The organism is Nocardia brasiliensis, from assembly GCF_011801125.1.
Taxonomy (GTDB): Bacteria; Actinomycetota; Actinomycetes; order Mycobacteriales; family Mycobacteriaceae; genus Nocardia; species Nocardia brasiliensis_C.
In genome coordinates this window covers 5643926-5668248 of sequence record NZ_CP046171.1, presented here as the reverse complement: position 1 = coordinate 5668248, position 24323 = coordinate 5643926, and the positions used below count along the sequence as shown (strand labels likewise).

The 24323-nt window shown below is 68.3% G+C and carries 25 protein-coding genes and 1 pseudogene; 22 read left to right on the top strand and 4 right to left on the bottom strand.

Going from position 1 to position 24323, the window contains the following annotated elements:
* Window position 1: 1 nt before the first annotated feature.
* The 5 genes and pseudogenes from F5X71_RS25705 (at window position 2) to F5X71_RS37165 (ending at window position 2832) form a co-directional block, all read left to right on the top strand.
* Window positions 2-343, top strand: a complete 342-nt coding sequence (locus F5X71_RS25705; protein WP_167464332.1) for a WXG100 family type VII secretion target — start codon at window positions 2-4, stop codon at window positions 341-343.
* Complete coding sequence (locus tag F5X71_RS25700) at window positions 340-639, top strand: WXG100 family type VII secretion target (RefSeq protein WP_167464331.1); 300 nt, start codon at window positions 340-342, stop codon at window positions 637-639. Before F5X71_RS25705 ends, F5X71_RS25700 begins: the two co-directional genes overlap by 4 nt.
* A 4-nt stretch (window positions 640-643) precedes the next feature.
* Entirely contained in the window at window positions 644-2161 is a 1518-nt protein-coding gene (locus F5X71_RS25695; protein WP_167464330.1) for a hypothetical protein, read from the top strand.
* A 2-nt stretch (window positions 2162-2163) separates the two neighbouring features.
* Window positions 2164-2694: pseudogene (locus F5X71_RS37790) on the top strand (pentapeptide repeat-containing protein); the annotation flags it as partial.
* Window positions 2695-2832: a hypothetical protein gene (locus tag F5X71_RS37165; protein ID WP_238815468.1), complete on the top strand. Its 138-nt coding sequence runs from the start codon at window positions 2695-2697 to the stop codon at window positions 2830-2832.
* A 111-nt stretch (window positions 2833-2943) separates the two neighbouring features.
* Here F5X71_RS37165 and F5X71_RS25685 read toward each other — a convergent pair whose 3' ends face one another.
* The gene (locus F5X71_RS25685; protein WP_174817134.1) at window positions 2944-3225 is read right to left on the bottom strand and encodes a hypothetical protein; all 282 of its coding nucleotides are present in this window, start codon (window positions 3223-3225) and stop codon (window positions 2944-2946) included.
* 167 nt (window positions 3226-3392) lie between these two features.
* A complete protein-coding gene (locus F5X71_RS25680; protein ID WP_014987060.1) occupies window positions 3393-3782 on the bottom strand; it encodes a DUF2237 family protein in 390 nt (129 codons plus the stop codon).
* A 120-nt stretch (window positions 3783-3902) separates the two neighbouring features.
* Here F5X71_RS25680 and ftsY point away from each other — a divergent pair, with 120 nt between their 5' ends.
* The 7 genes from ftsY (at window position 3903) to F5X71_RS25645 (ending at window position 13623) form a co-directional block, all read left to right on the top strand.
* A complete protein-coding gene (gene ftsY, locus F5X71_RS25675; RefSeq protein WP_167464328.1) occupies window positions 3903-5471 on the top strand; it encodes a signal recognition particle-docking protein FtsY in 1569 nt (522 codons plus the stop codon).
* 583 nt (window positions 5472-6054) lie between these two features.
* Window positions 6055-7434, top strand: coding sequence for an ammonium transporter (locus F5X71_RS25670; RefSeq protein WP_167464327.1), 1380 nt, complete (start codon window positions 6055-6057; stop codon window positions 7432-7434).
* A gap of 5 nt (window positions 7435-7439) precedes the next feature.
* Window positions 7440-7778, top strand: a complete 339-nt coding sequence (locus F5X71_RS25665; RefSeq protein WP_014352094.1) for a P-II family nitrogen regulator — start codon at window positions 7440-7442, stop codon at window positions 7776-7778.
* A gap of 89 nt (window positions 7779-7867) precedes the next feature.
* Window positions 7868-10315, top strand: a complete 2448-nt coding sequence (locus F5X71_RS25660) for a [protein-PII] uridylyltransferase (RefSeq protein WP_167464326.1) — start codon at window positions 7868-7870, stop codon at window positions 10313-10315.
* A gap of 115 nt (window positions 10316-10430) precedes the next feature.
* A complete protein-coding gene (locus F5X71_RS25655) occupies window positions 10431-10745 on the top strand; it encodes a hypothetical protein (protein ID WP_238815467.1) in 315 nt (104 codons plus the stop codon).
* Window positions 10746-10849: 104 nt separating this feature from the next.
* Window positions 10850-12403, top strand: coding sequence for a signal recognition particle protein (gene ffh, locus F5X71_RS25650; protein WP_167464325.1), 1554 nt, complete (start codon window positions 10850-10852; stop codon window positions 12401-12403).
* A gap of 125 nt (window positions 12404-12528) precedes the next feature.
* Entirely contained in the window at window positions 12529-13623 is a 1095-nt protein-coding gene (locus F5X71_RS25645; RefSeq protein WP_167464324.1) for an amidohydrolase family protein, read from the top strand.
* A 70-nt stretch (window positions 13624-13693) separates the two neighbouring features.
* Here F5X71_RS25645 and F5X71_RS25640 read toward each other — a convergent pair whose 3' ends face one another.
* Window positions 13694-14182 (bottom strand): MarR family winged helix-turn-helix transcriptional regulator, encoded by a 489-nt coding sequence (locus F5X71_RS25640; RefSeq protein ID WP_167464323.1) that lies wholly within the window; start codon window positions 14180-14182, stop codon window positions 13694-13696.
* 62 nt (window positions 14183-14244) lie between these two features.
* Here F5X71_RS25640 and F5X71_RS25635 point away from each other — a divergent pair, with 62 nt between their 5' ends.
* From F5X71_RS25635 to trmD, 7 genes are all read left to right on the top strand, one after another.
* Window positions 14245-15381, top strand: a complete 1137-nt coding sequence (locus F5X71_RS25635) for a questin oxidase family protein (protein WP_167464322.1) — start codon at window positions 14245-14247, stop codon at window positions 15379-15381.
* Window positions 15382-15460: 79 nt separating this feature from the next.
* Window positions 15461-16444, top strand: a complete 984-nt coding sequence (locus F5X71_RS25630; protein ID WP_167464321.1) for an LLM class F420-dependent oxidoreductase — start codon at window positions 15461-15463, stop codon at window positions 16442-16444.
* 62 nt (window positions 16445-16506) lie between these two features.
* Window positions 16507-17259, top strand: a complete 753-nt coding sequence (locus F5X71_RS25625; protein ID WP_167464320.1) for a class I SAM-dependent methyltransferase — start codon at window positions 16507-16509, stop codon at window positions 17257-17259.
* A 207-nt stretch (window positions 17260-17466) separates the two neighbouring features.
* On the top strand, window positions 17467-17898 hold the full coding sequence (gene rpsP / locus F5X71_RS25620) for a 30S ribosomal protein S16 (RefSeq protein WP_167464319.1): 432 nt from the start codon (window positions 17467-17469) through the stop codon (window positions 17896-17898).
* A gap of 28 nt (window positions 17899-17926) precedes the next feature.
* Window positions 17927-18169: an RNA-binding protein gene (locus F5X71_RS25615; RefSeq protein WP_067782143.1), complete on the top strand. Its 243-nt coding sequence runs from the start codon at window positions 17927-17929 to the stop codon at window positions 18167-18169.
* The gene (gene rimM, locus F5X71_RS25610; RefSeq protein ID WP_167464318.1) at window positions 18170-18694 is read left to right on the top strand and encodes a ribosome maturation factor RimM; all 525 of its coding nucleotides are present in this window, start codon (window positions 18170-18172) and stop codon (window positions 18692-18694) included.
* 11 nt (window positions 18695-18705) lie between these two features.
* Window positions 18706-19383 (top strand): tRNA (guanosine(37)-N1)-methyltransferase TrmD, encoded by a 678-nt coding sequence (gene trmD, locus F5X71_RS25605; protein WP_167464317.1) that lies wholly within the window; start codon window positions 18706-18708, stop codon window positions 19381-19383.
* Window positions 19384-19430: 47 nt separating this feature from the next.
* Here trmD and F5X71_RS25600 read toward each other — a convergent pair whose 3' ends face one another.
* Window positions 19431-20282, bottom strand: a complete 852-nt coding sequence (locus F5X71_RS25600) for a LuxR C-terminal-related transcriptional regulator (RefSeq protein WP_167464316.1) — start codon at window positions 20280-20282, stop codon at window positions 19431-19433.
* 149 nt (window positions 20283-20431) lie between these two features.
* On the opposite strand from F5X71_RS25600, the gene F5X71_RS25595 reads away from it, so the two are divergent.
* The 3 genes from F5X71_RS25595 to F5X71_RS25585 all read left to right on the top strand — a co-directional run bounded on the left by F5X71_RS25595 (window position 20432) and on the right by F5X71_RS25585 (window position 24264).
* The gene (locus tag F5X71_RS25595; RefSeq protein ID WP_167464315.1) at window positions 20432-22060 is read left to right on the top strand and encodes an AMP-binding protein; all 1629 of its coding nucleotides are present in this window, start codon (window positions 20432-20434) and stop codon (window positions 22058-22060) included.
* On the top strand, window positions 22060-23685 hold the full coding sequence (locus tag F5X71_RS25590; protein WP_167464314.1) for an AMP-binding protein: 1626 nt from the start codon (window positions 22060-22062) through the stop codon (window positions 23683-23685). Before F5X71_RS25595 ends, F5X71_RS25590 begins: the two co-directional genes overlap by 1 nt.
* A gap of 111 nt (window positions 23686-23796) precedes the next feature.
* Window positions 23797-24264 (top strand): hypothetical protein, encoded by a 468-nt coding sequence (locus F5X71_RS25585; protein ID WP_167464313.1) that lies wholly within the window; start codon window positions 23797-23799, stop codon window positions 24262-24264.
* The last annotated feature ends 59 nt before the right edge of the window (window positions 24265-24323 follow it).

The window sequence follows — 24323 nt, the reverse complement described above, 5'->3', positions numbered from 1 at the left end:
CATGGTCGAGGGTGGGGGATCGGCACCAAACGCCCAGGGTCTCGCTGTCGTCCCGGAGCAAGTACGTGCGGTCGGAAACCATGTGTACGAGCTGGCAGAAGCGTTGAGGTCGGCATTGGAGTCGGCTGGTGTTGACGTGGACGCGGTGCTGACCGATGGTTGGACCGGTAGCTCAGCGGCTGAGTTCGCCGAGGGCTGGACCGATGTCCGAGACGGTGGCATGACGATCATGCGGGCGCTCACGGCGATGGCCGAGAGACTCGGCGTCACCGCGGAGACATACACGTCCCAGGACCAGTCCACTGCGTCGGCCATGGGCGGCTCGAGTCTGGATCTGCCGTGAGTTCGCATTTCTCGGTCGATCTGGAGCGTCTTGATCAACTCGTGGCTCGGTTGACGGGGTTGTCCGGGTTCATCCACGAAAATCTCGACGGCCTCGACGAGAAGGTGGCCGGGCTCGTCGGTACCGGCTGGGAAAGCGCTGCCGCGCAGGCATACAACGACGCGCACACCCAATGGGCTCGGGGCGCGCGTGAGTTCGCGGAGGGTGTCGCTGATATGGGCCGCGCCGCGCGCGACGCCCACAGTCGCTATACCCGCGCGGTCGACCTGAACCACAAAATGTTGTCCGGGGGCTGACGCGGTGGGCGACGACCTGAAGATGGATTGGCAGTTATACTACGAAGCCGCCGCAAAATGCCATGAGTTGGCGAACAATCTGCGCGCTGCCGACAAGCCGCTGCACGGTGTCATCAAAAACGACTGCGCGGGCATGGCTGGGGACGCCAACGGTTGCAGGCAGTGGGGCACCAAATACAACCAGGTAGCCCAGCAGACCATGCAAACCTGCACCAATCTTGCTGACGCGCTTACCAACTACGGCTACGTCCTCTCCGCGATGGGCTACAACTACGCCGTCGCGAACAACAGTAATCCGATGCCGGAACGTCCAACCGTCAACCCGTTGCCGGAGTACAAAGTCGCTATCCCTTCGTCGGTCGGGGATAACGGGCCCGGTGTGCACGAGAAGGACGGCGCGGGCATAAAAGAGTTCTACGACAAGCTGGTCGATAAGATCGGGGAGGAGTTCGGCAAACTTCCCAACGGTGATACGGACAAGCTCAGCAAAGCATCCACCGCGTGGCGTACATTCGCCGACCATGCCACCATCACCGGTGCCGCAGGCCAACTCACCAGTATCATCGGCCTGTTCGACGATGTTGTAGACAAGAAGAACCTGGAGCTGGTCCTCGGGAATCTCACGACGCTCCGCGATAGCGCGGGGCAAGTTGCGCTGGCCGCGCAGAATTTAGCAACTTCGGTGGCCGAATTCCATACCGGCACTGTGGACGCTCGCAAAACCTTCGAGGCCGAGATCAACACCCTCGTTATCGGGGCCGGAATCGCAGTCGCTCTAGGAGTTGTGGCAGCCGCATTCAGCTTTGGGGGCAGCCTAGCGGTCAGCGGTGGCGCCGTCGTCGGGCTCGTTGCCAACACTATCAACGCCATCCGCACGGCCTATACCGCAAGTAGGCTTTATCGAATCGTCGGCCTGACAGCTGCCACTGCAACGGCCGCGGTCGTTCTCACACACTTCGACAAGGTGCCCAGCGAAGCACTCCTCGACCTCAGCGCGAAACTGACGGCGATAATCGGCATGCGTGTGTTCATCGACGGCGTAGACGAGGCGCGGCCTGGTTCCTCGAACGCCTCCAATACGCCAGGAACCACTGAGTACCAGAAGCGGGTCGAGGAACTTGCGCAAGACCCGTCGAAGAACGGCAAGGTGAACCCCCAGTCGAGGCGCGAGGCCGAGGTGGGCCTGGGCCTGGAGAACTCCGGCGCGGTGGAGGGGCCGCTGACCCGGGCGCCGTTGGGCGCCAACGGTGAGGACCAGGGGGAGTTCATAGACGCCTCGGGGAAGCGTTGGGACGTGAAAAGCTCGCCAGATGTCATTCCGGACTACAGGCCGGCTGAAGTGGCGGGCAAACCGATACCCAATCCGCAAACCGATCAAGAATTCACTGAAATGATCGAGGATTCGATTGCGGACGGTGAGGGTGTCATGATCGACCAGAGTGGTATGACCCCTGCACGGATAGCGCGTCTGAAGCAGCTGGTTGAGAGTCATCCCGAGTGGCAAGGAAAGGTGCTTTGGTAGAGATGACCACGGGTGAGGGGCCTAGCTCGAGCAGTGTTGGTCGGTGGCCTACGGATTCGGGCGCACACCGAGCGTTGGTCGAGTATCTGAGGGCACTCCCCGCCGACCCCACCGCGGAGCGGACGGTGAGGTCAGTGCTCAATGGGTGGGGATTGGATTTCACGGGAGCGGATTTGGCCGGGTTGGATCTGCTCGGGGCGGAGTTGGGGGGTGCGAATCTGAGTCGGGTGGTGCTCGCCGGTGCGGATCTGTACACCGCCTCGCTCAGCGAAGCCTGTTTGGACGGTGCGGATCTCAGCGGTGCGGATCTGCGGAAGGTCCAAGGTCGTGGCTGCCGAGCGCGAAAGGCCGACCTCTCCGGTGCCGACCTGCAGCGAGCAGATTTCGCCCAGGCGGATTTCCGCGGTGCGGTCCTTCGCAGCACGCGACTGCATCGAGTCACGTTTTCCGGAGCCGACCTTCGTGAGGCAGACCTCGGCGATGCCGTTCTCGAACGGACCAGACTGTCGCGAGCTCGAATGGGTGGCTGCCGGGTGGCCGGAGCGTCCGGGCGGGTTACCGGACCGGTCGACGTCGGGATCGACACGTCAGAACTGGTGGACGGCCTGGAGCTGCGGGAATGGTTCCACGACAACGGTGCGCCTGCGGTCGAGGTCCGCGTGTCCGGGTAGATCCGAGACTTCGGCGTGGTGACGAAAGCCGTTGTTGGTTCTCGGGTGTCAGCGGGGTGGCTTCGGCATTGCCGAGGAGGAGGTGGAGTTGGGGGTGTGGGATTCGGTGAGTCAGGTGTCGAAGGTGCGGCGGGTGGGGTGGATGCGGCGGGTGGTTTCGACGTCGGCGCGCCCGCCGGTTTCGCGCGTGAGACGCCAGGTGTATGCGATCGATTCGCCGAGGGATGCCGCGTAGGTCTCGTCGGGTTCTTGGTAGCGGACGGGATGGTCGGTGGCTGCGGCGTATTCGGGCGGAGTGCGGTCGTTGTCGGCCAATTCGAGGGTGCGGCCGTGGAATCGGTCGGGGTCGGCGAAGGCAAGGGTGGCGATCTCGGCGACCGCGATGACCTTCATCGGTCGGTCGATGGGAACATGTGCCGGTGCACACCGCCGCCGCACCGCGAGGACGCGAATCCGTGGCGCATAGGAGACACCTGTCGAACCGTGGTCACGGTCGAACCGGGCGGGCGCGGCCCGACGGCAGCCGGCACCGAGCCGGGCTGCCGTGTGCGGCATGCGGATCAGAGCAGGTCGCTGACGTCGTCGGGCACGTCGACGGCGTATTTGCGCAGGATGTCCATCGAGATCACTTCCAGCGCGTTCTCGTGGGTGGCGGCCAGCACCACGGGTGCGGCGACGCCGTCCTCGTGCGCGTGTAGCCAGCGCACCGCCACCACACACCACCGGTCGCCCGGCTGTAATCCGGGGAAGTTGTTCTCCGGCCGCGGCGTACTCAGATCGTTGCCGATGGAGGCCTGATGCTCCAGGAACTCGGCCGTGACGACGGTGCACACGGTGTGGCTACCGAGATCCTCCGGCCCGGTGCTGCAGCAGCCGTCCCGGTAGAAGCCGGTGAGAGGATCGGCGCCGCACTCTTCCAGCGGCCCCCCAAGCACGTTTCGATCGGTCACGTCGCCGATCCTATTGGCACGTCGCGAGAAGTTCCGCAGGACAAGAAATCTCGGGGGTTGTGTGTCGGCACCGGGGCGGCGTGGTAAAGCGGGCCGGTTCGTTCTGCAAGGATGGGGCGCGTGAGTTCCGAAGCCTGGATCATTGTCGCCGTTGCCGCTGCTCTGCTGCTGGTGGTGCTTGTTGTCGGTTTTGTCCGGTACAAGCGCTCTCGGGTGTCATTGACGCAGCCCGAGGACAAGCAACTGACCGACCGGTCCGGCGGTTACACCGCGTCCGGCGGATTCAGTTTCAGTCAAGGCGGCACGGCGACCGCGCCCGAGCCGCAGCTGGTCGAGCGGACCGATACCGACGGCCAGCCGCACGTCGGCGACGACGCGGCCATCCCGAGGGACGCGCCGAAGCGCGGCATCACCAACGTCCAGCTGCCCGAGGGCGATGTCGCCGCAGCCGACACCGCCGTGTCGAGCGACGTCGACACGAGCGCACCGGAAGTCACTGACTCCACCGCGCCGGAAGCCGTCGACACCGCGCCAGGGGCCGCCGGTACGACCGCGCCGAAGGCCATCGACACCACCGCGCCGGAGGTCGCTGGCACGACCGCGCCGGACGTGACAGGCGCGACCGCGCGGGAAGCCACCGACGCCGCTGACGCGACAGCCCCGGAAACCGCCGCGGCCCCCACCGAAGCCGAAACCTCCGCGCCCGAGCCCAGCACCCTCCCCGACACCGCGGCGGGCGCCGAAGCCCCCGCCCCGCTCGAGGAGATCGATCCCACCGCGGGCCGCCTGGTCCGCCTGCGCGGTCGCCTGTCCCGTTCGCAGAACGCGGTCGGCAAGAGCCTGCTCGGCCTGCTCGGCGGCGGCGACCTGGACGACGACTCGTGGGAAGAGGTCGAGGACACCCTGGTGCTCGCCGACCTGGGCACCGCGAGCACCACGGCGGTGGTGGCCCGGCTGCGCGAGGAGATGGCCGCGCGCAGCGTCCGGACCACCGACGCGGCCCGCGCCGTCCTGCGTGACGTGCTGATCGAGGCGCTGCGCCCCGAACTCGACCGCTCGATCCGCGCGCTGCCGCACGCCGACCATCCGTCGATCCTGCTGGTCGTCGGCGTCAACGGCACCGGAAAGACCACCACCACCGGCAAACTCGCGCGCGTGCTGGTCGCGGACGGCCGCCGCGTGTTACTCGGCGCGGCCGACACCTTCCGTGCCGCCGCCGCCGATCAGTTGCAGACGTGGGGCGAGCGGGTCGGCGCGGACACCGTGCGCGGCAAGGAGGCCGCCGACCCGGCCGCCGTCGCGTTCGACGCGGTGAGCGCCGGTATCGATCGCGGCGTCGACGTGGTGCTGATCGATACCGCGGGCCGGCTGCACACCAAGACCGGTCTGATGGACGAACTCGGCAAGGTCAAGCGCGTCGTAGAGAAAAAGGCCGCGGTCGACGAGGTCCTGCTGGTGCTCGACGCCACGGTCGGCCAGAACGGACTGATGCAGGCCCGCGTGTTCGCCGAGGTGGTCGATATCAGCGGCGTGGTGCTGACCAAGCTGGACGGCACGGCCAAGGGTGGCATCGTCTTCCAGGTGCAGCACGAACTGGGTGTGCCGGTGAAGCTGGTCGGTCTCGGCGAAGGGGCCGACGATCTGGCTCCGTTCGAACCGGCCGCCTTCGTGGACGCACTGCTCGGCTGAGGGGGCCGTGCTCGGCTGGTGTACTGCTCGGCTGTCGGGCCGCGCTCGGCTGGCGTACTGCTCGGCTGACGGGCCGCGCTCGGCTGGCGTACTGGTCGGCTGACGGGCCGCGCTCCGCTGACGCGCTGCTCGGCCGGTGTTCTCCGGGGCTGTCCGCGGGACCGCTCAAATTGACGCACGACCCGACTGACGGGCGGGCTCATAGGGGGTAAGAGCCCCCGACGTCCGCTCAAACCAGCATCGTCTCGGCAAACCCCGCCACTGACCGAATTGTCCGGCTCGCCCCGACAACTTGACGTACGACAGCGACCGGCACGGCAGTGTTTGCGACGAAACACGCCGAAAACCGAACGTTTGCTGCTTCTAGCGGGTCGATGTCCCGGCCCCCGCCGAATCGAGTCCGCGTCTCACCGCAGCCCGAAAACTCCCGGTGTAAACCACGAAACGTGGTCGCAACACAACTGGCTCATCCGTTCACGCAGGTGAAACACCGCAGCTCGTTAGATGAAACACCGAGTGAGCACCCTTCTGGTCAGGTCCATTTGCCGGAGTCGGCAGGGCCCGAGATGAGGAGGACATTAAGGTGGCTTTTCCCCTTACCGGAGCACCGGATACCGGTGACACCGCATGGATGCTCGCGAGCGCCGCGCTCGTGTTGTTGATGACGCCCGGTCTGGCGTTCTTCTACGGCGGCATGGTCCGTTCGAAGAACGTGCTGAACATGATCATGATGAGCATCAGCGCCATGGGCCTCGTCGGCGTGCTCTGGTCGCTCTACGGTTTCTCGACCGCCTTCGGTGACAACACATTCGGACTGATCGGCGACCCGTCTCAGTTCTTCGGGCTGAAGGGGCTGCTCGGTGGTAACGCGGTGGCCGAGGTGAAGGACGCCACCGGTGCCGTCACCACCGCCGCCACCGACATTCCGCTCGCGGGCACGATCCCGATGAGCGTGTTCGTCGGATTCCAGCTGATGTTCGCCATCATCACGGTTGCCCTCATCTCGGGCGCGGTTGCCGACCGCATGAAGTTCGGTGCCTGGCTCCTCTTCGCCGGCATCTGGGTCACGGTCGTCTACTTCCCGGTCGCGCACTGGGTGTTCGACTTCGATGTCAAGGACGCCGAGGGCAACCTCGTGCACGAGGGCGGCTGGATCGCCAACAAGCTGCTCGCGGTCGACTTCGCCGGCGGCACCGCGGTGCACATCAACGCCGGTGCGGCCGCGCTCGCCCTGGTGCTGGTGCTCGGCAAGCGCAAGGGCTGGCCCGCGACCGCGTTCCGCCCGCACAACCTGCCCTTCGTCATGCTCGGCGCCGGCCTGCTGTGGTTCGGCTGGTTCGGCTTCAACGCCGGTTCCGCACTGAGCTCCGGTGGGCTCGCGGGCACCACCTTCGTGACCACCGCCGTGGCCACGGCCGCCGCCATGCTGGCCTGGCTGCTGGTGGAGAAGCTGCGTGACGGACACGCCACCTCGCTCGGCGCGGCGTCGGGCATCGTGGCCGGTCTGGTCGCGATCACCCCGTCCTGCTCGTCGGTGAACGTGCTCGGCGCGCTGGCGGTCGGCGCGGTCGCTGGTGCCCTGTGCGCACTCGCGGTCGGCCTGAAGTTCAAGTTCGGCTTCGACGACTCGCTCGACGTGGTCGGCGTGCATCTGGTCGGCGGCATCGTCGGCACCCTGATGGTCGGTTTCGTCGCCGCGCCCGAGATGGGTGCCGCGAAGGCGGGCCTGTTCTACGGCGGCGGCATCGATCAACTGTGGCGTCAGACGGTGGGTGCCGCTGTGGTACTTGCCTTCTCCTTCGTCGCCAGCCTGATCATTGCCTATATCGTGAAGTTCACCATTGGGCTGCGCGCGAGCGAAGAAGGGGAGGCGGTCGGCTTGGACGAGTCCGAGCATGCCGAATCCGCTTACGACTTCGCCGCCGTGGGCAGCACGGCACGTTCGGCCGTCAAGGAGGCATGACGAACATGAAACTGATCACCGCAATCGTCAAACCGTTCACCCTCGAGGACGTCAAGACCGGTCTCGAGCAGGCGGGTGTGCTCGGCATGACTGTCAGCGAGGTGCAGGGATATGGGCGCCAGAAGGGGCACACCGAGGTCTATCGAGGTGCCGAGTACTCCGTGGATTTCGTGCCGAAGGTCCGGGTCGAGGTGGTCGTCGACGACGCGTCCGTGGACAAGGTCGTCGAGGTGATCGTCGAGGCCTCGCGCACCGGCAAGATCGGCGACGGCAAGGTCTGGGTGACGCCGGTGGAGACGATCATCCGAGTCCGTACCGGCGAACGCGGTACCGACGCGCTGTAGATCGCGAATATCTGAGCTGAGCGGCGGCCCCGCTCCCACCGGAGCTCCGGTCGGGGCGGGGCCGCGACTGTTAGGGACGGGTGGTGGTTGTGGCAGGTCAGCACGAACAAGACGGCAAGGTGTCCAACGGGGCGGCGGATCTGGTCCGTGCGCGCGGCCAACTGCTCGACGGCGGGGTGCCGCGCAATCCCCGCCTCGACGCCGAGTCCCTGCGGCAGGCCCTGGTCGACCTGTTCGAGTTGTGGCTGACCAGCAAGGGCGCCGAGCTCGGCATCACCCGTGACAGTGGTCTCGCCGTGGTCGCGGTCGGCGGGCTCGGCCGCGGCGAGATGCTGCCGTATTCCGATCTCGACCTGGTCCTGCTGCACGACGATGTCGACCCGGCCCGGGTCGCCGAGGTGGCCGACCAGCTCTGGTATCCGCTGTGGGACGCCCACATCAAGCTCGATCACAGCGTGCGGACCGTCCCGCAGGCGCTGCGCGTGGCCTCCGACGATCTCATCGCCGCGCTCGGCATGCTGGAGGCCAGGCACATCGTCGGTGATCAAGAGCTGAGCAATCTCCTGATCGGCGGCGTGCGCCGGGAATGGCGCAACGGAATCCGTTCCCGCTTCGACGAATTGATCGCACAGGCGCAGGCCCGATGGGAGCGCAGCGGCGAGATCGCGCACCGGGCCGAGCCGGATCTGAAGAACGGGCGCGGCGGCCTGCGCGATATCCAACTGCTCGACGCGCTCGCCGTCGCCCAATTGACCGACGCCATGCCGGGGCTCGGTCCGGAGGTGCCCGGCGGCGGGCTCAAGCACGCCCATCGACGACTGCTGGACGTGCGCACCGAACTGCATCGGGTGGCTGGCCGGGCCCGAGATCAGTTGCGGGCCCAGGACGCCGACGAGATCGGCGCGGCACTGCGCATCGGCGACCGCTTCGATCTGGCACGCACGCTGAGCGACTCCGCGCGCACCGTGAGCTACTCCGTCGACGTCGGATTGCGTACCGCGGCAAACGCTTTGCCGCGACGCGGGCTGGCCCGGCTGCGGCGCATGCCGGTGCGCCGACCACTCGATGAGGGGGTGGTCGAACACGGCGGTGAGGTCGTGCTGGCCAGAGACGCACGGCCGCAACGCGATCCGGGCCTGATCCTGCGGGTGGCCGCCGCGTCGGCGCAGACCGGGCTGCCGATGTCGGCGACCACGCTCAATCGGCTCTCCGAGGACGCGCCCGAATTGCGGGAGCCCTGGCCCAAGGACGCGCTCAACGACCTGCTCGTGCTGCTCGGCGCGGGCCGCGGCGTGATCGACGCGATCGAGGCGCTCGACCGAACGGGCTTGTGGGGCAGGCTGCTTCCGGAGTGGGGCGCCGTGCGAGACCTGCCGCCCCGCGACGCGCTGCACACCTGGACGGTTGATCGGCACCTGATGGAGACGGTGTCCTACGCGAGCGCGATGAGCACCAGGGTGGCCCGCCCCGATCTGCTGGCGCTCGGCGCGCTGCTGCACGACATCGGCAAGGGCCGCGCGGGTGATCACAGCGTGGTCGGTGCGGAGCTGGCCACCCACATCGGCCGCCGCCTCGGGTTGTGGCCCTCAGACGTGCGCACCCTCAGCGCGGTCGTGCGCCACCACCTGTTGCTGCCCGACACCGCGACGCGCCGCGATTTGGCCGACCCCGCCACGGTGCGGCACGTGGTCGATGCGCTCGGCGGCGATCCGGAACTGCTGGAGCTGCTGCACACCCTGGCCGAGGCGGACTCGCTGGCCACCGGGCCCGGCGTGTGGGGCGACTGGAAGGCCTCGCTCATCGGCGATCTCGTCCGCCGCTGCCGGCTGGTCATGGCGGGAGGCGAACTGCCGCAACCGGAACCGATCGCACCGGAGCTGATCGCGAAGGCCAAGGCGGGCGGCGTGCACGTCGAGCTGAAACCGGGGGAGAGCAAATACACCTACGTGGTGACGGTGATCGCGCCGGACGGCGCCGGGTTGCTCTCCGATGCCGCGGGAGTGCTCGCGTTGCATTCGTTGCGGGTGCTCTCGGCCGCGCTCGGCAGCGAAGGCGAGTCGGCCATCGACACCTTCGTGGTCTCGCCCAAGTTCGGCGATCCGCCGGATGCCGGACTGTTGCGCCAGGAGTTGATCCGGGCCATCGGCGGCGACCTCGACGTCGCCGCCGTGCTCGCCAAGCGGGAGCGAGAGGCTGGCGGCATCAAGCCGAACGAGTACGCGCAGGCCCAGCCGCGCGTGCTGTGGTCCGATACCTCGGTGCCGGGCCAGGTGGTGCTCGAATTGCGGGCCGAGGATCGGGTCGGGGTGCTCAGCAGGCTCGCCGCCGCGCTGGAGGCCTGCGGCGCGGACGTGCGCTGGGCCAAGGTGGTGACCATGGGTTCGGCCGTGGTCGACACCTTCTGCCTCGACCTCGGCAGCGCGGACGGTCCGCAGCGCAGAGCCGAGATCGAGCAGGCGTTGCTGGCGGTCGTCCCGCGGCCCGCGCCCGCGAAGCCGCAGGCGGGTACGCCCGGTGCGGAGATCAGCGGGACCTGACACGCCACGAAGTAACCAATCCGTTGCACATCATTTGCTGTAACCCATATGTCGGCGCCTCCGCTCGTCTTAGGATCAGAGCATTCGGCTATCGCTGCATGAGGGGAGCACGTCGTTGGCAATTGAAGTTGTTTCGGCATCGATGATGACGAGCGACGAGACCACGCATATGGCGCGGTGCGTCGGCGGGGACCGCTGGGTTGTGTCCTGGCTTCCCGGTCGCACATTGACCGGACAACAGGCCGTGACCGCGATGACCATCGCCTCGACGGTGGCCGATTCGCGGATTCCCACCACGACGGAATGGGCCATTCTCGACGATCTGGCCCTGGAGCTGGGATTGACCGCCCGTGAGGCGGTCTTCATGGTCGCCAAGGAGAACCACGACTACCGCAAGACCACCAAACCGCGTCGCCGCTCGCTGGACTGATCGACCCGTTCCGACCTCGAAGGACGCACCGCCTGCGCGGGTGGGTCGGCTATCCCATTACCCTGGGAGGCAATTGACGTCCCCCGAGATCAGGAGCGCGATCGGTGTTCGAATCCCTGTCCGACCGGCTTACCGGTGCCCTCAAGGATCTGCGCGGTAAGGGGCGTCTGTCACCGGCCGACATCGACGCCACCTGTCGTGAGATCAGGTTGGCCCTGCTCGAAGCAGACGTCGCGTTGCCGGTGGTGCGCGGCTTCATTGCCCGAATCAAGGAGCGCGCCAAGGGCGCCGAGGTCTCCGCCGCGCTGAATCCCGCGCAGCAGGTCGTCAAGATCGTCAACGAGGAACTTGTGGCGATCCTCGGCGGCGAGACCCGTCGGCTCACCCTGGCGAAGAACCCGCCGACCGTGGTCATGCTGGCCGGTCTGCAGGGTGCCGGTAAGACCACGCTCGCGGGCAAGCTCGCGAAATGGCTGAAGGGTCAGGGGCATCAGCCCCTGCTGGTCGCCTGCGACCTGCAGCGCCCCGGCGCCGTCACGCAGCTGCAGGTGGTCGGCGAGCGGGCAGGCGTGCCCGTCTTCGCGCCGCATCCCGGCACCTCCACCGGCGGTGGCGAGAACGCGCTCGGCGTCTCGGCCGCCGACCCGGTCGAGGTGGCCCGCGGCGGCATCGCCGAGGCCAAGGCCAAGCAGTACGACGTGGTCATCGTCGACACCGCGGGTCGCCTCGGCATCGACGAGGAGCTGATGCGGCAGGCCGCAGGCATCCGCGACGCGGTGCAGCCGGACGAGACCCTGTTCGTGCTCGACGCCATGATCGGTCAGGACGCGGTCAACACCGCCGAGGCGTTCCGCGACGGCGTCGGGTTCACCGGCGTGGTGCTGACCAAGCTCGACGGCGATGCCCGCGGTGGTGCCGCGCTGTCGGTGCGCAACGTGACGGGCGCGCCGATCATGTTCGCGTCCACCGGTGAGAAGCTCGAGGACTTCGACGTCTTCCATCCCGACCGGATGGCCAGCCGCATCCTCGGCATGGGCGATGTGCTCAGCCTGATCGAGCAGGCCGAGCAGATCTACGACGCGGAGCAGGCCGAGGAGGCCGCCCGCAAGATCGGCAGCGGTGAGCTCACGCTGGAGGACTTCCTCGAGCAGATGCTGGCGATCCGCAAGATGGGTCCCATCGGCAACCTGCTCGGTATGCTGCCCGGCGCGGGCCAGATGAAGGACGCGCTGGCCGCCGTCGACGACAAGCAGCTCGACCGGGTGCAGGCGATCATCCGCGGCATGACCCCCGCCGAACGGGAGAACCCGAAGATCATCAACGCCTCCCGCAGGCTGCGCATCGCCAACGGCTCCGGTGTGCAGGTCTCCGACGTCAACCAGCTCGTCGACCGCTTCTTCGAGGCCAAGAAGATGATGGCGATGATGGGCAGGCAGATGGGGATGCCCGGTGGCCGTCGCGGCAACAACAAGAAGGGCAAGAAGGGTAAGAAGGGCGGTCGCGGGCCGACGCCGCCGAAGGCGCGCGGCGGCTTCCCCGGCATGCCCGCCGGAATGCCGGGCATGCCTGACCTGTCCAATATGCCGCCCGGCCTGGATCAGCTGCCCCCCGGCCTGGAAGGTTTCGACCTCTCGAAGCTGAAGTTCCCGAAGAACTAGCGGCTGCCCGACGCCCCGCCCCGATCCTCGGTGCGGGGCGTTGTCGTGCGCGGGGCGCGATCGGTCGCTGCGGCGCGACGCTGCCAGTAGGTTGGAGGCAGCCGACGACGTCTCAGGAGGTTGCTGTGCATCTGCGTGGTGTGGTTCTGCCCGGTGACGAGGTCCGCGACCTGTGGGTGCGCGACGGCGTGGTGTCGTTCGAGCCGGTACCCGGCGCCGAAACGCTGTGTCGCGCAGGGTGGATCGTGCCGGGACTGGTGGACGCGCACTGCCATGTCGGAATTCGCTACGGCGGCGGTGACGAGGATCGGGCGGGCGCGATCGCCCAGGCCGAGACCGAGCGGGAGGCGGGCGCGCTGCTGCTGCGCGACGCCGGTTCACCGATCGACACACGGTTCATCGACGACCACGAAGAACTGCCGAAGATCATCCGGGCCGGTCGGCATATCGCGCGGCCGCGCCGCTACATCCGCGAGCTCGGCCTCGAGCTCGACGACGAGCGGGACCTGCCGGAGATCGTGGCCGAGCAGGCGCGTTTCGGCGACGGCTGGGTGAAGATCGTCGGTGATTGGATCGATCGTTCGGTGGGGGATCTGCGTCCGCTGTGGAGCGACGCGATCTTGAAGGAGGCGATCGACGCGGCACACGCCAACGGGGCCAGGGTGACCGCGCACGTGTTCGGCGAGGACGCGCTGCCCGGCCTGATCAACGCCGGCATCGACTGCCTCGAACACGGCACCGGCCTCACCGACGATACCATCGAGCTGATGGTGGCGCACGGCACCGCGCTGGTGCCGACCCTGGTCAATATCGACACCTTCCCCGAAATCGCCGACAGCGCGGGCAAATTCCCTGTCTACGCCGCGCACATGCGCGAGCTGCACCGTCGGGTGCGCGACACCGTCGCCAACGCGCACGACGCGGGCGTGCCGATCTTCGCGGGCACCGACGCGGGCGGCTCGATCCGGCACGGCCGCATCGCCGACGAGATCGCCGCGCTCGGCGGTGCGGGCCTGTCCGCGCACGACGCACTGGGCGCGGCGTCCTGGAACGCAAGGACCTGGCTCGGCCGGCCGAGCGTCGAGCCAGGGGCACCCGCGGATTTCGTTGTCTACCAGGAAGACCCGCGCACGCACCCGGAAACCCTCACCGCGCCGTACGCGGTCGTACTCCGCGGCCGCGTGTACGGCCGTCGCGACCCGGTCACGGGTCATCGCTGACCAAGATCAGGGGGAACTGGCGGCGGCGGCCTCTCGCGATTCGCCGCCAGGAGTTCCCCTTGATCATGAATCACGCCCGCCAGTGGCGGATCTCGTGCGCCCACGCCTGAAGGCCCGCCGCGAAACCCGCGCGCTGCTCGGCGGTGAGGGTCGCGATCGCGGCCAGTAGCGGTTCGGCGCGGCGGGCGACGAAGGTCTCCATGTGCTCGCGCCACTGCGGCAGCAGCGCGACGAGGGTGCGGCGGCGGTTGGCCGGATCGGGTTGCCTGCTCACCCAGCCCGCCCGGTCGAGGTCGCCGACCAGTTCGCTGACCGTCGACAGGGCCAGCCCCATTCGTCCGGCAAGCTCGCTGACGCTCAGCGCCTGCTCGGGTACCAGCTGCACGCAGACCGCGCCGTGGCGTGCGGTGAGCCCGTGTGTGGCGAACGAATCCTGGTATGCGGCAGGCATATCGGCGCGCGCCTTGTCGAAGAAGTTCGCGATCAGCGGCAGGTAACCGATCATCTCGGTGATCTCCGCGCGGTTCGGCAGCCGGGGAGCGCTTGGCTTGTCGGGCATGGGTACAGCATATATATTCGGATTCACGAACTATTCGTATATCCAAACCATTGGGGGTTGGGGTGTCCATCTATCAGGACGCGATCGTCGACGCACTCGAGCGCCTCGACGACCTCGGCTACGAACGCAGTATCGGCGGCGGCGATCTCGCCAATCACGGTCCGATGGGCGCGGAGGCGCTGGCGGTGCTCGGGCACGGCGACGCGGTCCCTGCCTGGGTCGCCACCTATCGCAAGGCCGCGCCGCACCACGAACCGCCGGTGCCGTACCAGCGGATCGACGGCACCGACGAGGCGGATTGGCGGGCCGCGCTCGGCGATATCGGTCGCGCGGGCGATTTCGAGGAACTGTTCCTGCGCGAGATCGCCGACGAGGGCTGGCGGGCGGTGCTGGTCCGCTGGTGGCCGCGGCTGCTGCCGGGCCCGATGACCGGGCTGACGCACGGGTTGATCCGCACCGCGCATGCCGTGCGCGGCTTGGCGGCCGCCGCGCAACCCACCCCGGTGCAGCTGCGTGAGCTGTCCCGCGGGCTGGGCTACTGGGCCGCCCGGTTCGTGGATGCCGCACGGCCCGCCCGGTTGATCGGCCGCTTGCCGGTGCCCGCCGCACTGGCCGCGGTGCCGCGCCTGTCCGAGCCCGTGCGCGGCCCGCAGGACGGTTTGGCGCGGATGCGTGCCCCGCACTCGATGCCGGGTTACACCGACGCGCTCGAAGTGCTCGCGGCCGACCACACCGACCGGATGATCTCTGAGATGACCGCGAACTATGCGGGGGTGTGCGTCGCGCACTCCGGCGCGGGGTTTCCGGTCCCGCTGCTGCACGGCGTCACCGCACCCGCCGCGGCCCGGCTCGTGCTGCCGCAGTTGCCGCGGGAACTGCACGAGCCGACCCTGGCCGCGCTGTGGCAGGCGCAGGTGACGTTGCTGATGATGGTCACCACCGATCGCGACGGGGAGGACACCGCGCTGGCTCGGGCGCAACAGGCCGAGGTGCCCGCCTGGGACGAGTTGGTCGGGCGTGCCGTCGACCACGGCGACGAGCACGTCATCAAGTTCACCGAGGCCTGTCTGCGCGAGCACGCGTTGTGCCCGGACCCGCGCTACGCCTGGGCGGTCGACCTCGCGCAGCGGCAGATCGAGCGTCCCGACGCCGAGGGCGGCTCCGCGCTGGCCATCCGCTTCGGGCGCGCGGCCGACTGAGCGCGTATGCGGACCGGTGGTGCGCTGCCGCCGGTTCGCCCGCGCCGGTGTTCGCCGGGCGCGCATAGGGTCGACGATCATGCGCATTCGCCTCGGCTATCAAATGCCCAACTTCACCTACGGTCGCCCGGTGCGTGAGCTGTTCGCGACGGTGGTCGCCCAGGCCAGGGCCGCCGAGCTGGCCGGTTTCGACACCGCGTTCGTGATGGACCACTTCTATCAGCTGCCTGGACTCGGCGCGCCGGACGATCCCATGCTGGAGTCCTACACCGCGCTCGCCGGACTCGCCGCCTCGACCGAGCGAATCCAGTTGTCGGCGTTGGTAACCGGCAACACCTACCGCAATCCCGCGTTGCTCGCCAAGACCGTCACCACGCTCGACCTGGTCAGCGGTGGCCGCGCGGTGCTCGGTATCGGCGCGGGCTGGTACGAACTCGAACACCGTTCCTACGGTTTCGAATTCGGCACGTTCACCGAGCGTTTCGAGCGGCTCGACGAGGCGCTGCGGATCATCCGGCCGATGCTGCGCGGCGAGTACGCCACCTTCGATGGTAAGTGGTATCGCGCCGACAACGCCATGAACGAGCCGCGGCTGCGCGACGACCTGCCGATCATGCTCGGCGGTTCGGGGGAGAAGAAGACCTTCGCGCTGGCCGCGCGCTACGCCGACCATCTCAACATCGTGTGCAACGCTTCGGAATTGCCGCGCAAGCTCGCGGCCCTGCACAAGCGCTGCGCCGAGATCGACCGTGACCCGGCCACTCTGGACGTCAGCTATCTGGCCGTCCTGTTCCTCGACGAGGACGGCGACCGGGCCCGCGCGCAGCAGCGAGAGTTCCTGCGGGGCAACGGTATCGATCTGTCCGGGATGTCCGAAGCAGAGCTGGCGCAGTCCATCGCGGATCGGCAGTTCGCCGGTGACCCCGACGAGGTCGCCGAGCAATTGCAACGGCGCGTACTCGACCACGGTGTGCGGGGCCTCGTGGTCAACCTGCTCACCAACGGCCACGAACCAGGAGCGGTCGAGCTGGCCGGACGTGCCATTGCGCCGCTGGTGCGTTGATCGACCGTGCTCCGAAAACCGTTGGTAGTACGCGAGCTTTTGCGGTCGTTAGAATCGGCGGCGTGACAGCGCCCACATCGCAGCGGCGGGGTTCCTACGGATTCGACGCACCACCGGTCATGGTCCTGTTAGGCGGGCTCGCGCTCGGCTTCCTGGCAGGCGCGGTGGCCGACGCGCTGGTCGGCGACCTCGCGGCGGCCGGTGTGCTGGTGCTGATCGGATTGGCGATGGCCGCGCAGTTCGGCCTGTTCCTGCACGCCACCCGGCGGGGCAAGTTCCGTGCCTGGGACGGGCTGCTCGACGAGCTGCGGTTGCGTGGTGACGAACGCCTGCTCGACCTCGGCTGCGGGCGCGGTGCGGTGCTGCTCGCCGCGGCCAAGCGGCTGCCGGAGGGCAAGGCCGTCGGCATCGATCTGTGGCGCTCGGTCGACCAGTCGGGCAACAGTTCGGCGACCACCGAGCAGAATGCGGTGGCCGAGCAGGTCGCCGACCGGGTCGAGCTGCACACCGGCGACATCACCTCGCTGCCGTTCCGGACCGGCGAGTTCGATGTCGTGGTGTCCAGCCTGGTCATCCACAACATCAAATCCGCGGCGGGCCGCGCCGCCGCCGTGCGCGAGGCACTGCGCGTGCTGCGGCCGGGCGGGCACCTCGTCCTCGTCGACATCGGCCGGACCGGCGAATACGAGACCACCCTGGTGGCCAACGGCGCCCAGGCCCTGCGGGCCCAGACCCTCGGCTGGCAGGTCTGGTGGGGTGGTCCGTGGCTGCCGACCCGCACGCTCAGTGCCACCGCACCGCCCACCGCCGCCTGAACCGGGCCGGTGTGGCAGGCGCAGGCGATTTCAGGTGCTCGCGGTCCATCTGGCACAATGAACCACCGTCCTTCCGGACAAGTGTCAGCCCGTCTCCGGTTACGTACCGCGCGGCGGTCACACACTCCAAGCGCTAAACCGGGCTCGCAGACCGTGCGGGTCGCTGAATTGCGCCGTGACCAACCTATTGAAAGAGGCAGAACAAGCATGGCTGTTCGCATCAAGCTCACCCGTATGGGCAAGATCCGCAACCCGCAGTACCGCATCATCGTCGCGGATGCCCGCACCCGCCGGGACGGCCGGGCCATCGAGTCCATCGGCAAGTACCACCCGAAGGAAGAGCCGTCGCTCATCGAGATCGATTCCGAGCGCGCTCAGTACTGGCTGGGTGTCGGCGCGCAGCCGACCGAGCCCGTCCAGCGCCTGCTGGAGATCACCGGTGACTGGCAGAAGTTCAAGGGCCTGCCGGGCGCCGAGGGCACGCTGAAGGTCAAGGCCGCCAAGCCGTCCAAGCTGGACCTGTTCAACGCCGCGCTGGCCGCCGCCGACAACGCCCCGACCACCGAGGCCGTCACCCCGAAGAAGAAGGCCGCCAAGAAGGACGAGGCCGCCGAGGCCGAGACCGAGGCTGCCGAGTAATCGTGACCGAGCGCAGCGAGGTGCAGTCGTGAGTGCTGTCGTCGCCGACGCCGTGGAACATCTGGTTCGCGGCATCGTCGCCAATCCCGATGATGTCCGGGTCGAGTTGATCACCGGCCGCCGCGGGCGCACCGTCGAGGTTCATGTTCACCCCGAGGATCTGGGCAAGGTGATCGGTCGTGGCGGTCGTACCGCGACCGCGCTGCGCACCCTCGTCGCCGGCATCGGCGGCCGGGGCATCCGGGTCGACGTGGTCGACACCGACCAGTAGATGGAACTTGTCGTAGGACGGGTCGCCAAGTCGCACGGCGTGCGTGGCGAGTTGGTCGTCGAGATTCGCACCGACGAGCCGGAGGCCAGGTTCGCGCCGGGCAGCACGCTGCGCGGACGGCTGGCACGGTCCAAGGACATCCGTGAGTTCACCGTGGAGTCGGCCCGAGAGCACTCGGGCCGGCTTCTGGTGTTTCTCGCCGGTGTCACCGGGCGCGAGGCGGCCGACGCGTTGCGCGGCATGCTGTTCGTGGTGGACAGCGCGGACCTGCCGCCCTCGGCCGATCCGGACGAGTACTACGACCATGAGCTCGAGGGGCTGACCGTCCGGCTCACCGACGACACCGTGGTCGGCACCGTGCGCGAGGTGCTGCATTCGGCTGCGGGAGAACTGCTTTCGGTGCGCGCCGCCGCGGACGGCCGGGAGATCCTGATCCCGTTCGTCACCGCGATCGTGCCCACGGTCTCGCTGGCGGATCGGCTGATCGTCATCGATCCGCCCGAGGGACTGCTCGATCCGGAATAGGGGATGAGCGCATGAAACTCGACGTCGTCACGATCTTCCCGGAGTATCTCGCGCCGCTGCGGACCGCGCTGCTCGGCAAGGCCATCGACAAGGGCCTGATCTCGCTGGACGTGCACGATCTGCGCGACTGGACGCGCGACGTGCACAAGTCCGTCGACGATGCCCCGTACGGCGGCGGACCCGGCATGGTCATGAAGCCGACCGTGTGGGGTGACGCGCTCGACGCGGTCTGCCCCGACGACGCGTTGCTGGTGGTGCCGACGCCCGCCGGCGTCCCGTTCACCCAGGCGACCGCGCAGCGCTGGGCCGAGGAGCGGCACCTGGTATTCGCCTGCGGTCGGTACGAGGGCATCGACCAGCGTGTCTTCGACGACGCGGCCCGCCGCGTGCGCGTTGAAGAGGTGAGCATCGGCGACTATGTGCTGATCGGCGGCGAGGCCGCCGTGCTCGTGATGACCGAGGCGGTGGTGCGCCTGATTCCCGGTGTGCTCGGCAATCAGCAATCCCATCAAGAGGATTCGTTCTCCGACGGCCTGCTCGAGGGACCGAGCTATACCCGCCCCGTCACCTGGCGCGAGCTCGAGGTGCCGCCGATTCTGCTCTCCGGTGACCACGCCAAGGTGGCGGCCTGGCGGCACGAGCAGTCGCTCGCGCGCACCCGTGCGCGTCGCCCGGATCTGTTGCCCTGACCCCGGGCGTGCGTCGGGGCGCGGACGAGCGGGTTAGTGCCCCGGCACTAGGGCAGCAGCCCGTGTCGCCGCGCCGCGACGACCGCCTCGTGCCGTGAGTGCGCGTCCAGCTTCGTCATCGCGTTGCGCAGATAACTCTTGACCGTCTCCGGTGCGAGCGAGAGCCGTTGTGCCGCTTCTTGATTCGTGCACCCCAGGGCGACCTGCGACAGCACGTCCAGCTCCCGCCTCGACAGCTGCGGCGCGTCGGTGCCGGGGGCTCCCACCATGGCGCGGGTGAGCCGTTCGCACAGCGCGTGCAGCCTGCCGCGCACGTCGTCGTCGCCGGCCGAACGGGCCATGCCGCGCAGCTCGGCATGGATATCGCGCAGTTCCTCGGCGATGGCGGGCGCGGCGTCGGGTGCGGGCCTGGTCATCTCCAGCAGGCGCAGCCTGCGGTCCACTTCGTCCCGGATGCTGATCTCGGTGGCCAGCCTGCGTCCCGCCTGCACGACTAGATCCGCGGTGCGATCGCCGAGCGGACTGCCGCCGCGGGTGGCGGCGTAGAGCACGGCTCGCGCACACTGGCCGACCACCACCGGCACGGCCACGATCGATCGCAACCCCTCGCCGGAGACCGGGCCGTCGTAGTGATGGGTGATCGTCGAGGTGTTCACGTAGTCGGTGACCGAGGCGGGACGACCGGAGTCCATCACCCGCCCGCCCAGGCCCGAGGTGCGCAACACCGACAGACCGCGCAGTCCGTTGGTCAGGGTTCCGACGAATTCCGATAGCAGTAGCGCATCGCCGTGTACCTCGCCGCCGAAGGCCACCGGAACCCCTGCCGTACCCGCTACCCAGCGGATTTCGGCACGCAACGCGTCGGAGTCGCGCGGGCGCAGCAGCGCGGTGTGGGTCATGGGACTCACCCCTTTTCGGGGGTAGTGGCGAACTGGGTGTGACCCACATCCTATTAGGACCAACGGGACGGAGTGCGGGTTCGGGTCATGCCTGGCGCGAGGCGGGGACGCGCCAGGCGGGTGACCCGGACAGTTCGAGGAGTGACGAGATGAGTATCGACCTGAATCCGCGGGTGCGGGAGTTGCTGGACATGTACGACCGGCCGGACGCCTCGGCCGCCGAGCTGCTGTGCGATCGGCACCCCGCGAACGGGATCGCGTTCACCATCGTCGAGAGCGACCTCTCCGCCACCGACCTCACCTACGGCGAACTGCGCGAACGCTCGTCCCGCTTCGCCGCGGCGCTGGCCGACCTCGGGATCGGGCCGGGCGATCGGGTCGCGACGCTGATGTCGAAGTCCGCGGATCTGGTGGTCGCCCTATTGGCCATCTGGCGGCGCGGGGCGGTGCACGTCCCGCTGTTCACCGCGTTCGCGCCGCCCGCCATCGCGTTCCGGCTAGAGGCGAGCGGCACCACGATCGTCGTCGCCGACGCCGACCAGGCGGGCAAGCTCGCGCCGGGGCCGGACATGCCCGCCGACCCGCCGTGGCGGGTGATCGTCAGCGGTGCGGCGCCGGCGGGCACGGCGAGCATGGCGGAGCTGCTCGCGGCCCAGTCCGCGACCGATCCGAACGCCGCCGCGGTCGCGGTCGGCGGGGACGGACTGCTGATCCAGCTGTTCACCAGCGGCACCACCGGCACGCCCAAAGGGGTGCCGATTCCGTTGCGTGCCTTGGCTTCCTTCCAGGCGTATCAGGAGTTCGCACTCGACGTCCGCGCCGACGACGTCTACTGGAACGCCGCCGATCCCGGCTGGGCCTACGGCCTGTACTGGGCGATCCTGTCGCCGCTGTCCAGCGGCATCCGCAGCCTGCTGCTGCACGCGGGCTTCTCCGCGCCGCTCACCTGGCAGGTGCTCGAACAGTTCGGCGTCACGAATTTCACCGCGGCCCCGACCGTCTACCGCGCGCTGCGGGCAGCGGGCGGCACCCCGCCGCGGATCCGGCTGCGCCGCGCGTCCTCGGCGGGCGAACCGCTCACGCCGGAGGTGGTCGCCTGGTCGCTCGAGCATCTGGGCGTCGCGGTGCGCGATCACTACGGTCAGACCGAGCACGGCATGCTCATCTGCAACGCCTGGCACGAGGCGCTCGACGCGGAGGTCCCGGCCGGTTCGATGGGACGCACGCTGCCGGGCTGGAGCTGTGCGGTGCTGGCCGACAACGCCGACACCGTGGCACCCGTCGGCGAGCTGGGCCGCGTCGCGATCGACACGGCGAACAGTCCGCTGCTGTGGTTCCTCGGCTATCTCGACGCACCCGAGCGCACGGCGCAGCGGTTCACGCCGGACGGTCGCTGGTACATCACCGGAGACGCGGGCTCGCAGGACGAGAACGGCTGCTTCCGCTTCTCCGCCCGCGACGACGACGTGATCATCATGGCCGGCTACCGGATCGGCCCGTTCGAGGTGGAAAGCGTGCTGGTGCTGCACGATCAGGTCGCCGAGGCCGCCGTGGTCGGCATGCCCGACGAACTGCGCGGCGAGGTGCTCGAGGCCTTCGTGGTGTTGCGCGAGGGTGTCGCGGGCAGCGAGGAGCTCGTGGCGCAGTTGCAGGATCTGGTGAAGAAGAAGTTCGCCGCGCACGCCTACCCGCGCGCTGTGCATTTCGTCGCGGAGCTGCCCAAGACGCCCAGCGGCAAGGTACAGCGATTCGTGCTGCGGCAGAAGGGGAACAAGTGATGTCGCGGCTGAGTTACGCGTCGGGGATCTCGCAGACCCCGCTGCTCGGCGACACCATCGGCGCCAACCTCGACCGTGCCATCGCGGCGCATCCGGATCGGGAAGCGTTGGTGGACAAGCCTTCCGATCGGCGCTGGAGCTATCGCGAACTGGGCGCGGCGATCGACGCACTGGCCACCGGACTGGCCGCGCGCGGTATCGAGAAGGGCGACCGGGTCGGTGTCTGGGCGCCCAACTGCGCGGAATGGTTCTTCGCGCAGTATGCGACGGCGAAGATCGGCGCGATCCTGGTGAACATCAACCCGGCCTACCGCACCAGCGAGCTGGAATACGTGCTGCGGCAGGCGGGCGTGCGGGTGCTGATCGCGGCCGCGCAGTTCAAGACCTCGGACTACGTCGCGATGATCGAACAGGTGCGGCCGAGCTGTCCTGACCTCGAGCAGGTGCTGATTCTCGGCACGCCGGAGTGGGACGAGCTGGCGCGGACCGCGATCGATCAGGATCGGCTGGCGGCGTGTGCCGCCCAGCTGTCCATCGACGACCCGATCAACATCCAGTACACCTCGGGCACAACGGGTTTCCCCAAGGGGGCGACCTTGAGCCATCACAACATCCTGAACAACGGCTACTTCGTGGGCGAACTGTGCGGTTACACCGAACAGGATCGGATCTGTGTTCCGGTGCCGTTCTACCACTGCTTCGGCATGGTCATGGGGAACCTTGCGAGCACCAGTCACGCTGCGGCGGTGGTGATTCCGGCGCCCGCGTTCGATCCGGTGGCGACGCTGGCCGCGGTCGAGTCCGAACGCTGTACCTCGCTGTACGGCGTGCCGACCATGTTCATCGCGATGCTCACCGAACTCGATTCCGCCACACCGGATCTGTCCAGCCTGCGCACCGGCATCATGGCGGGTTCGCCGTGCCCAGTGGAGGTGATGAAGCGGGTGATCGATCGCATGGGCATGCACGAGGTGTGCATCTGCTACGGCATGACCGAGACCTCGCCGGTCTCCACCCAGACCCGCCGCGACGACGGCATCGACCGGCGCACCGCCACCGTCGGCCGGGTCGGCCCGCACCTCGAGGTCAAGATCGTCGATCCCGCAACGGGTCTCACGGTGCCGCGCGGCGAGCCCGGCGAACTGTGCACCCGCGGTTACTCGGTGATGCTCGGCTACTGGGGCGAGCCGGACAAGACCGCCGAGGCCATCGACGCCGCCCGCTGGATGCACACCGGCGACATCGGCGTGATGGACGACGACGGCTATCTGGCCATCACCGGCCGGATCAAGGACATGGTGATCCGCGGCGGCGAGAACGTCTATCCGCGTGAGATCGAGGAGTTCCTCTACACCCACCCCGACATCCTGGACGCGCAGGTCATCGGCGTGCCCGACCCGAAGTACGGCGAGGAGCTCATGGCCTGGATCCGGATGCGCGAGGGTGTGGCGCCCCTGGACGCGACGGCGGTCCGCGAGTTCTGCACCGGCAAGCTGGCGCACTTCAAGATTCCGCGCTACGTGCACGTGGTCGAGGAGTTCCCGATGACCGTCACCGGCAAGATCCGCAAGGCCGAAATGCGGGAATTGTCGCGGGCACTGCTCGGTGCGGCGGACCAGGCCTGAGCGCGAGCGCCCCGATTACTACGGTCATGTGGCCTCGGGGCGGCACCCATAAGGTGGGATGAGTTCGTCGGTCGGGGGGACCTGACTACATCCGACATCGAGAGGTCTCACATGTCCATCGGTTCGCTGTCTCGTGTCCTGCCCGGCGTTGTCGCCGCCGCCGCACCGCTGCTGCTGTTCGCTCCGGCGGCCGCGGCGCAGCCGGGAAGCCCGTATCTGTGTTCCGGGCAGTTCCTGTCCAACGACGGTTCCGCCCACGTCGAGTCGTGCATCTATCCGGAGAACGGAGTACCGCGGGCCTTCGGCGGGCTGGACATCACCAAGGGCGGGCCCATCACCCGCGACAACTGCACGATGGTCGTCACCGTCGTCGACAAGGACGCCTATCTCGACGGCAGCAACGAACAGGTCGCGACCAGCGGCACGTTCCCCTGCCTGGACGGCCGGTATCCCTCGCCCCCGTTGACCGTCGACGCGGCGCTGTCGAAGCCGGGGCATCACTATGTCAGCTTCACCGAGGTGACGTTGGACGGTAAGGGCATCGCCCGGATCTACAGTCCGGAACTGGTCCTGGAGTAGACGATTCGCGTGTCCGCACGGAAATCGCCGAACCCGGCTCGGTATCCCCGACCGGGTTC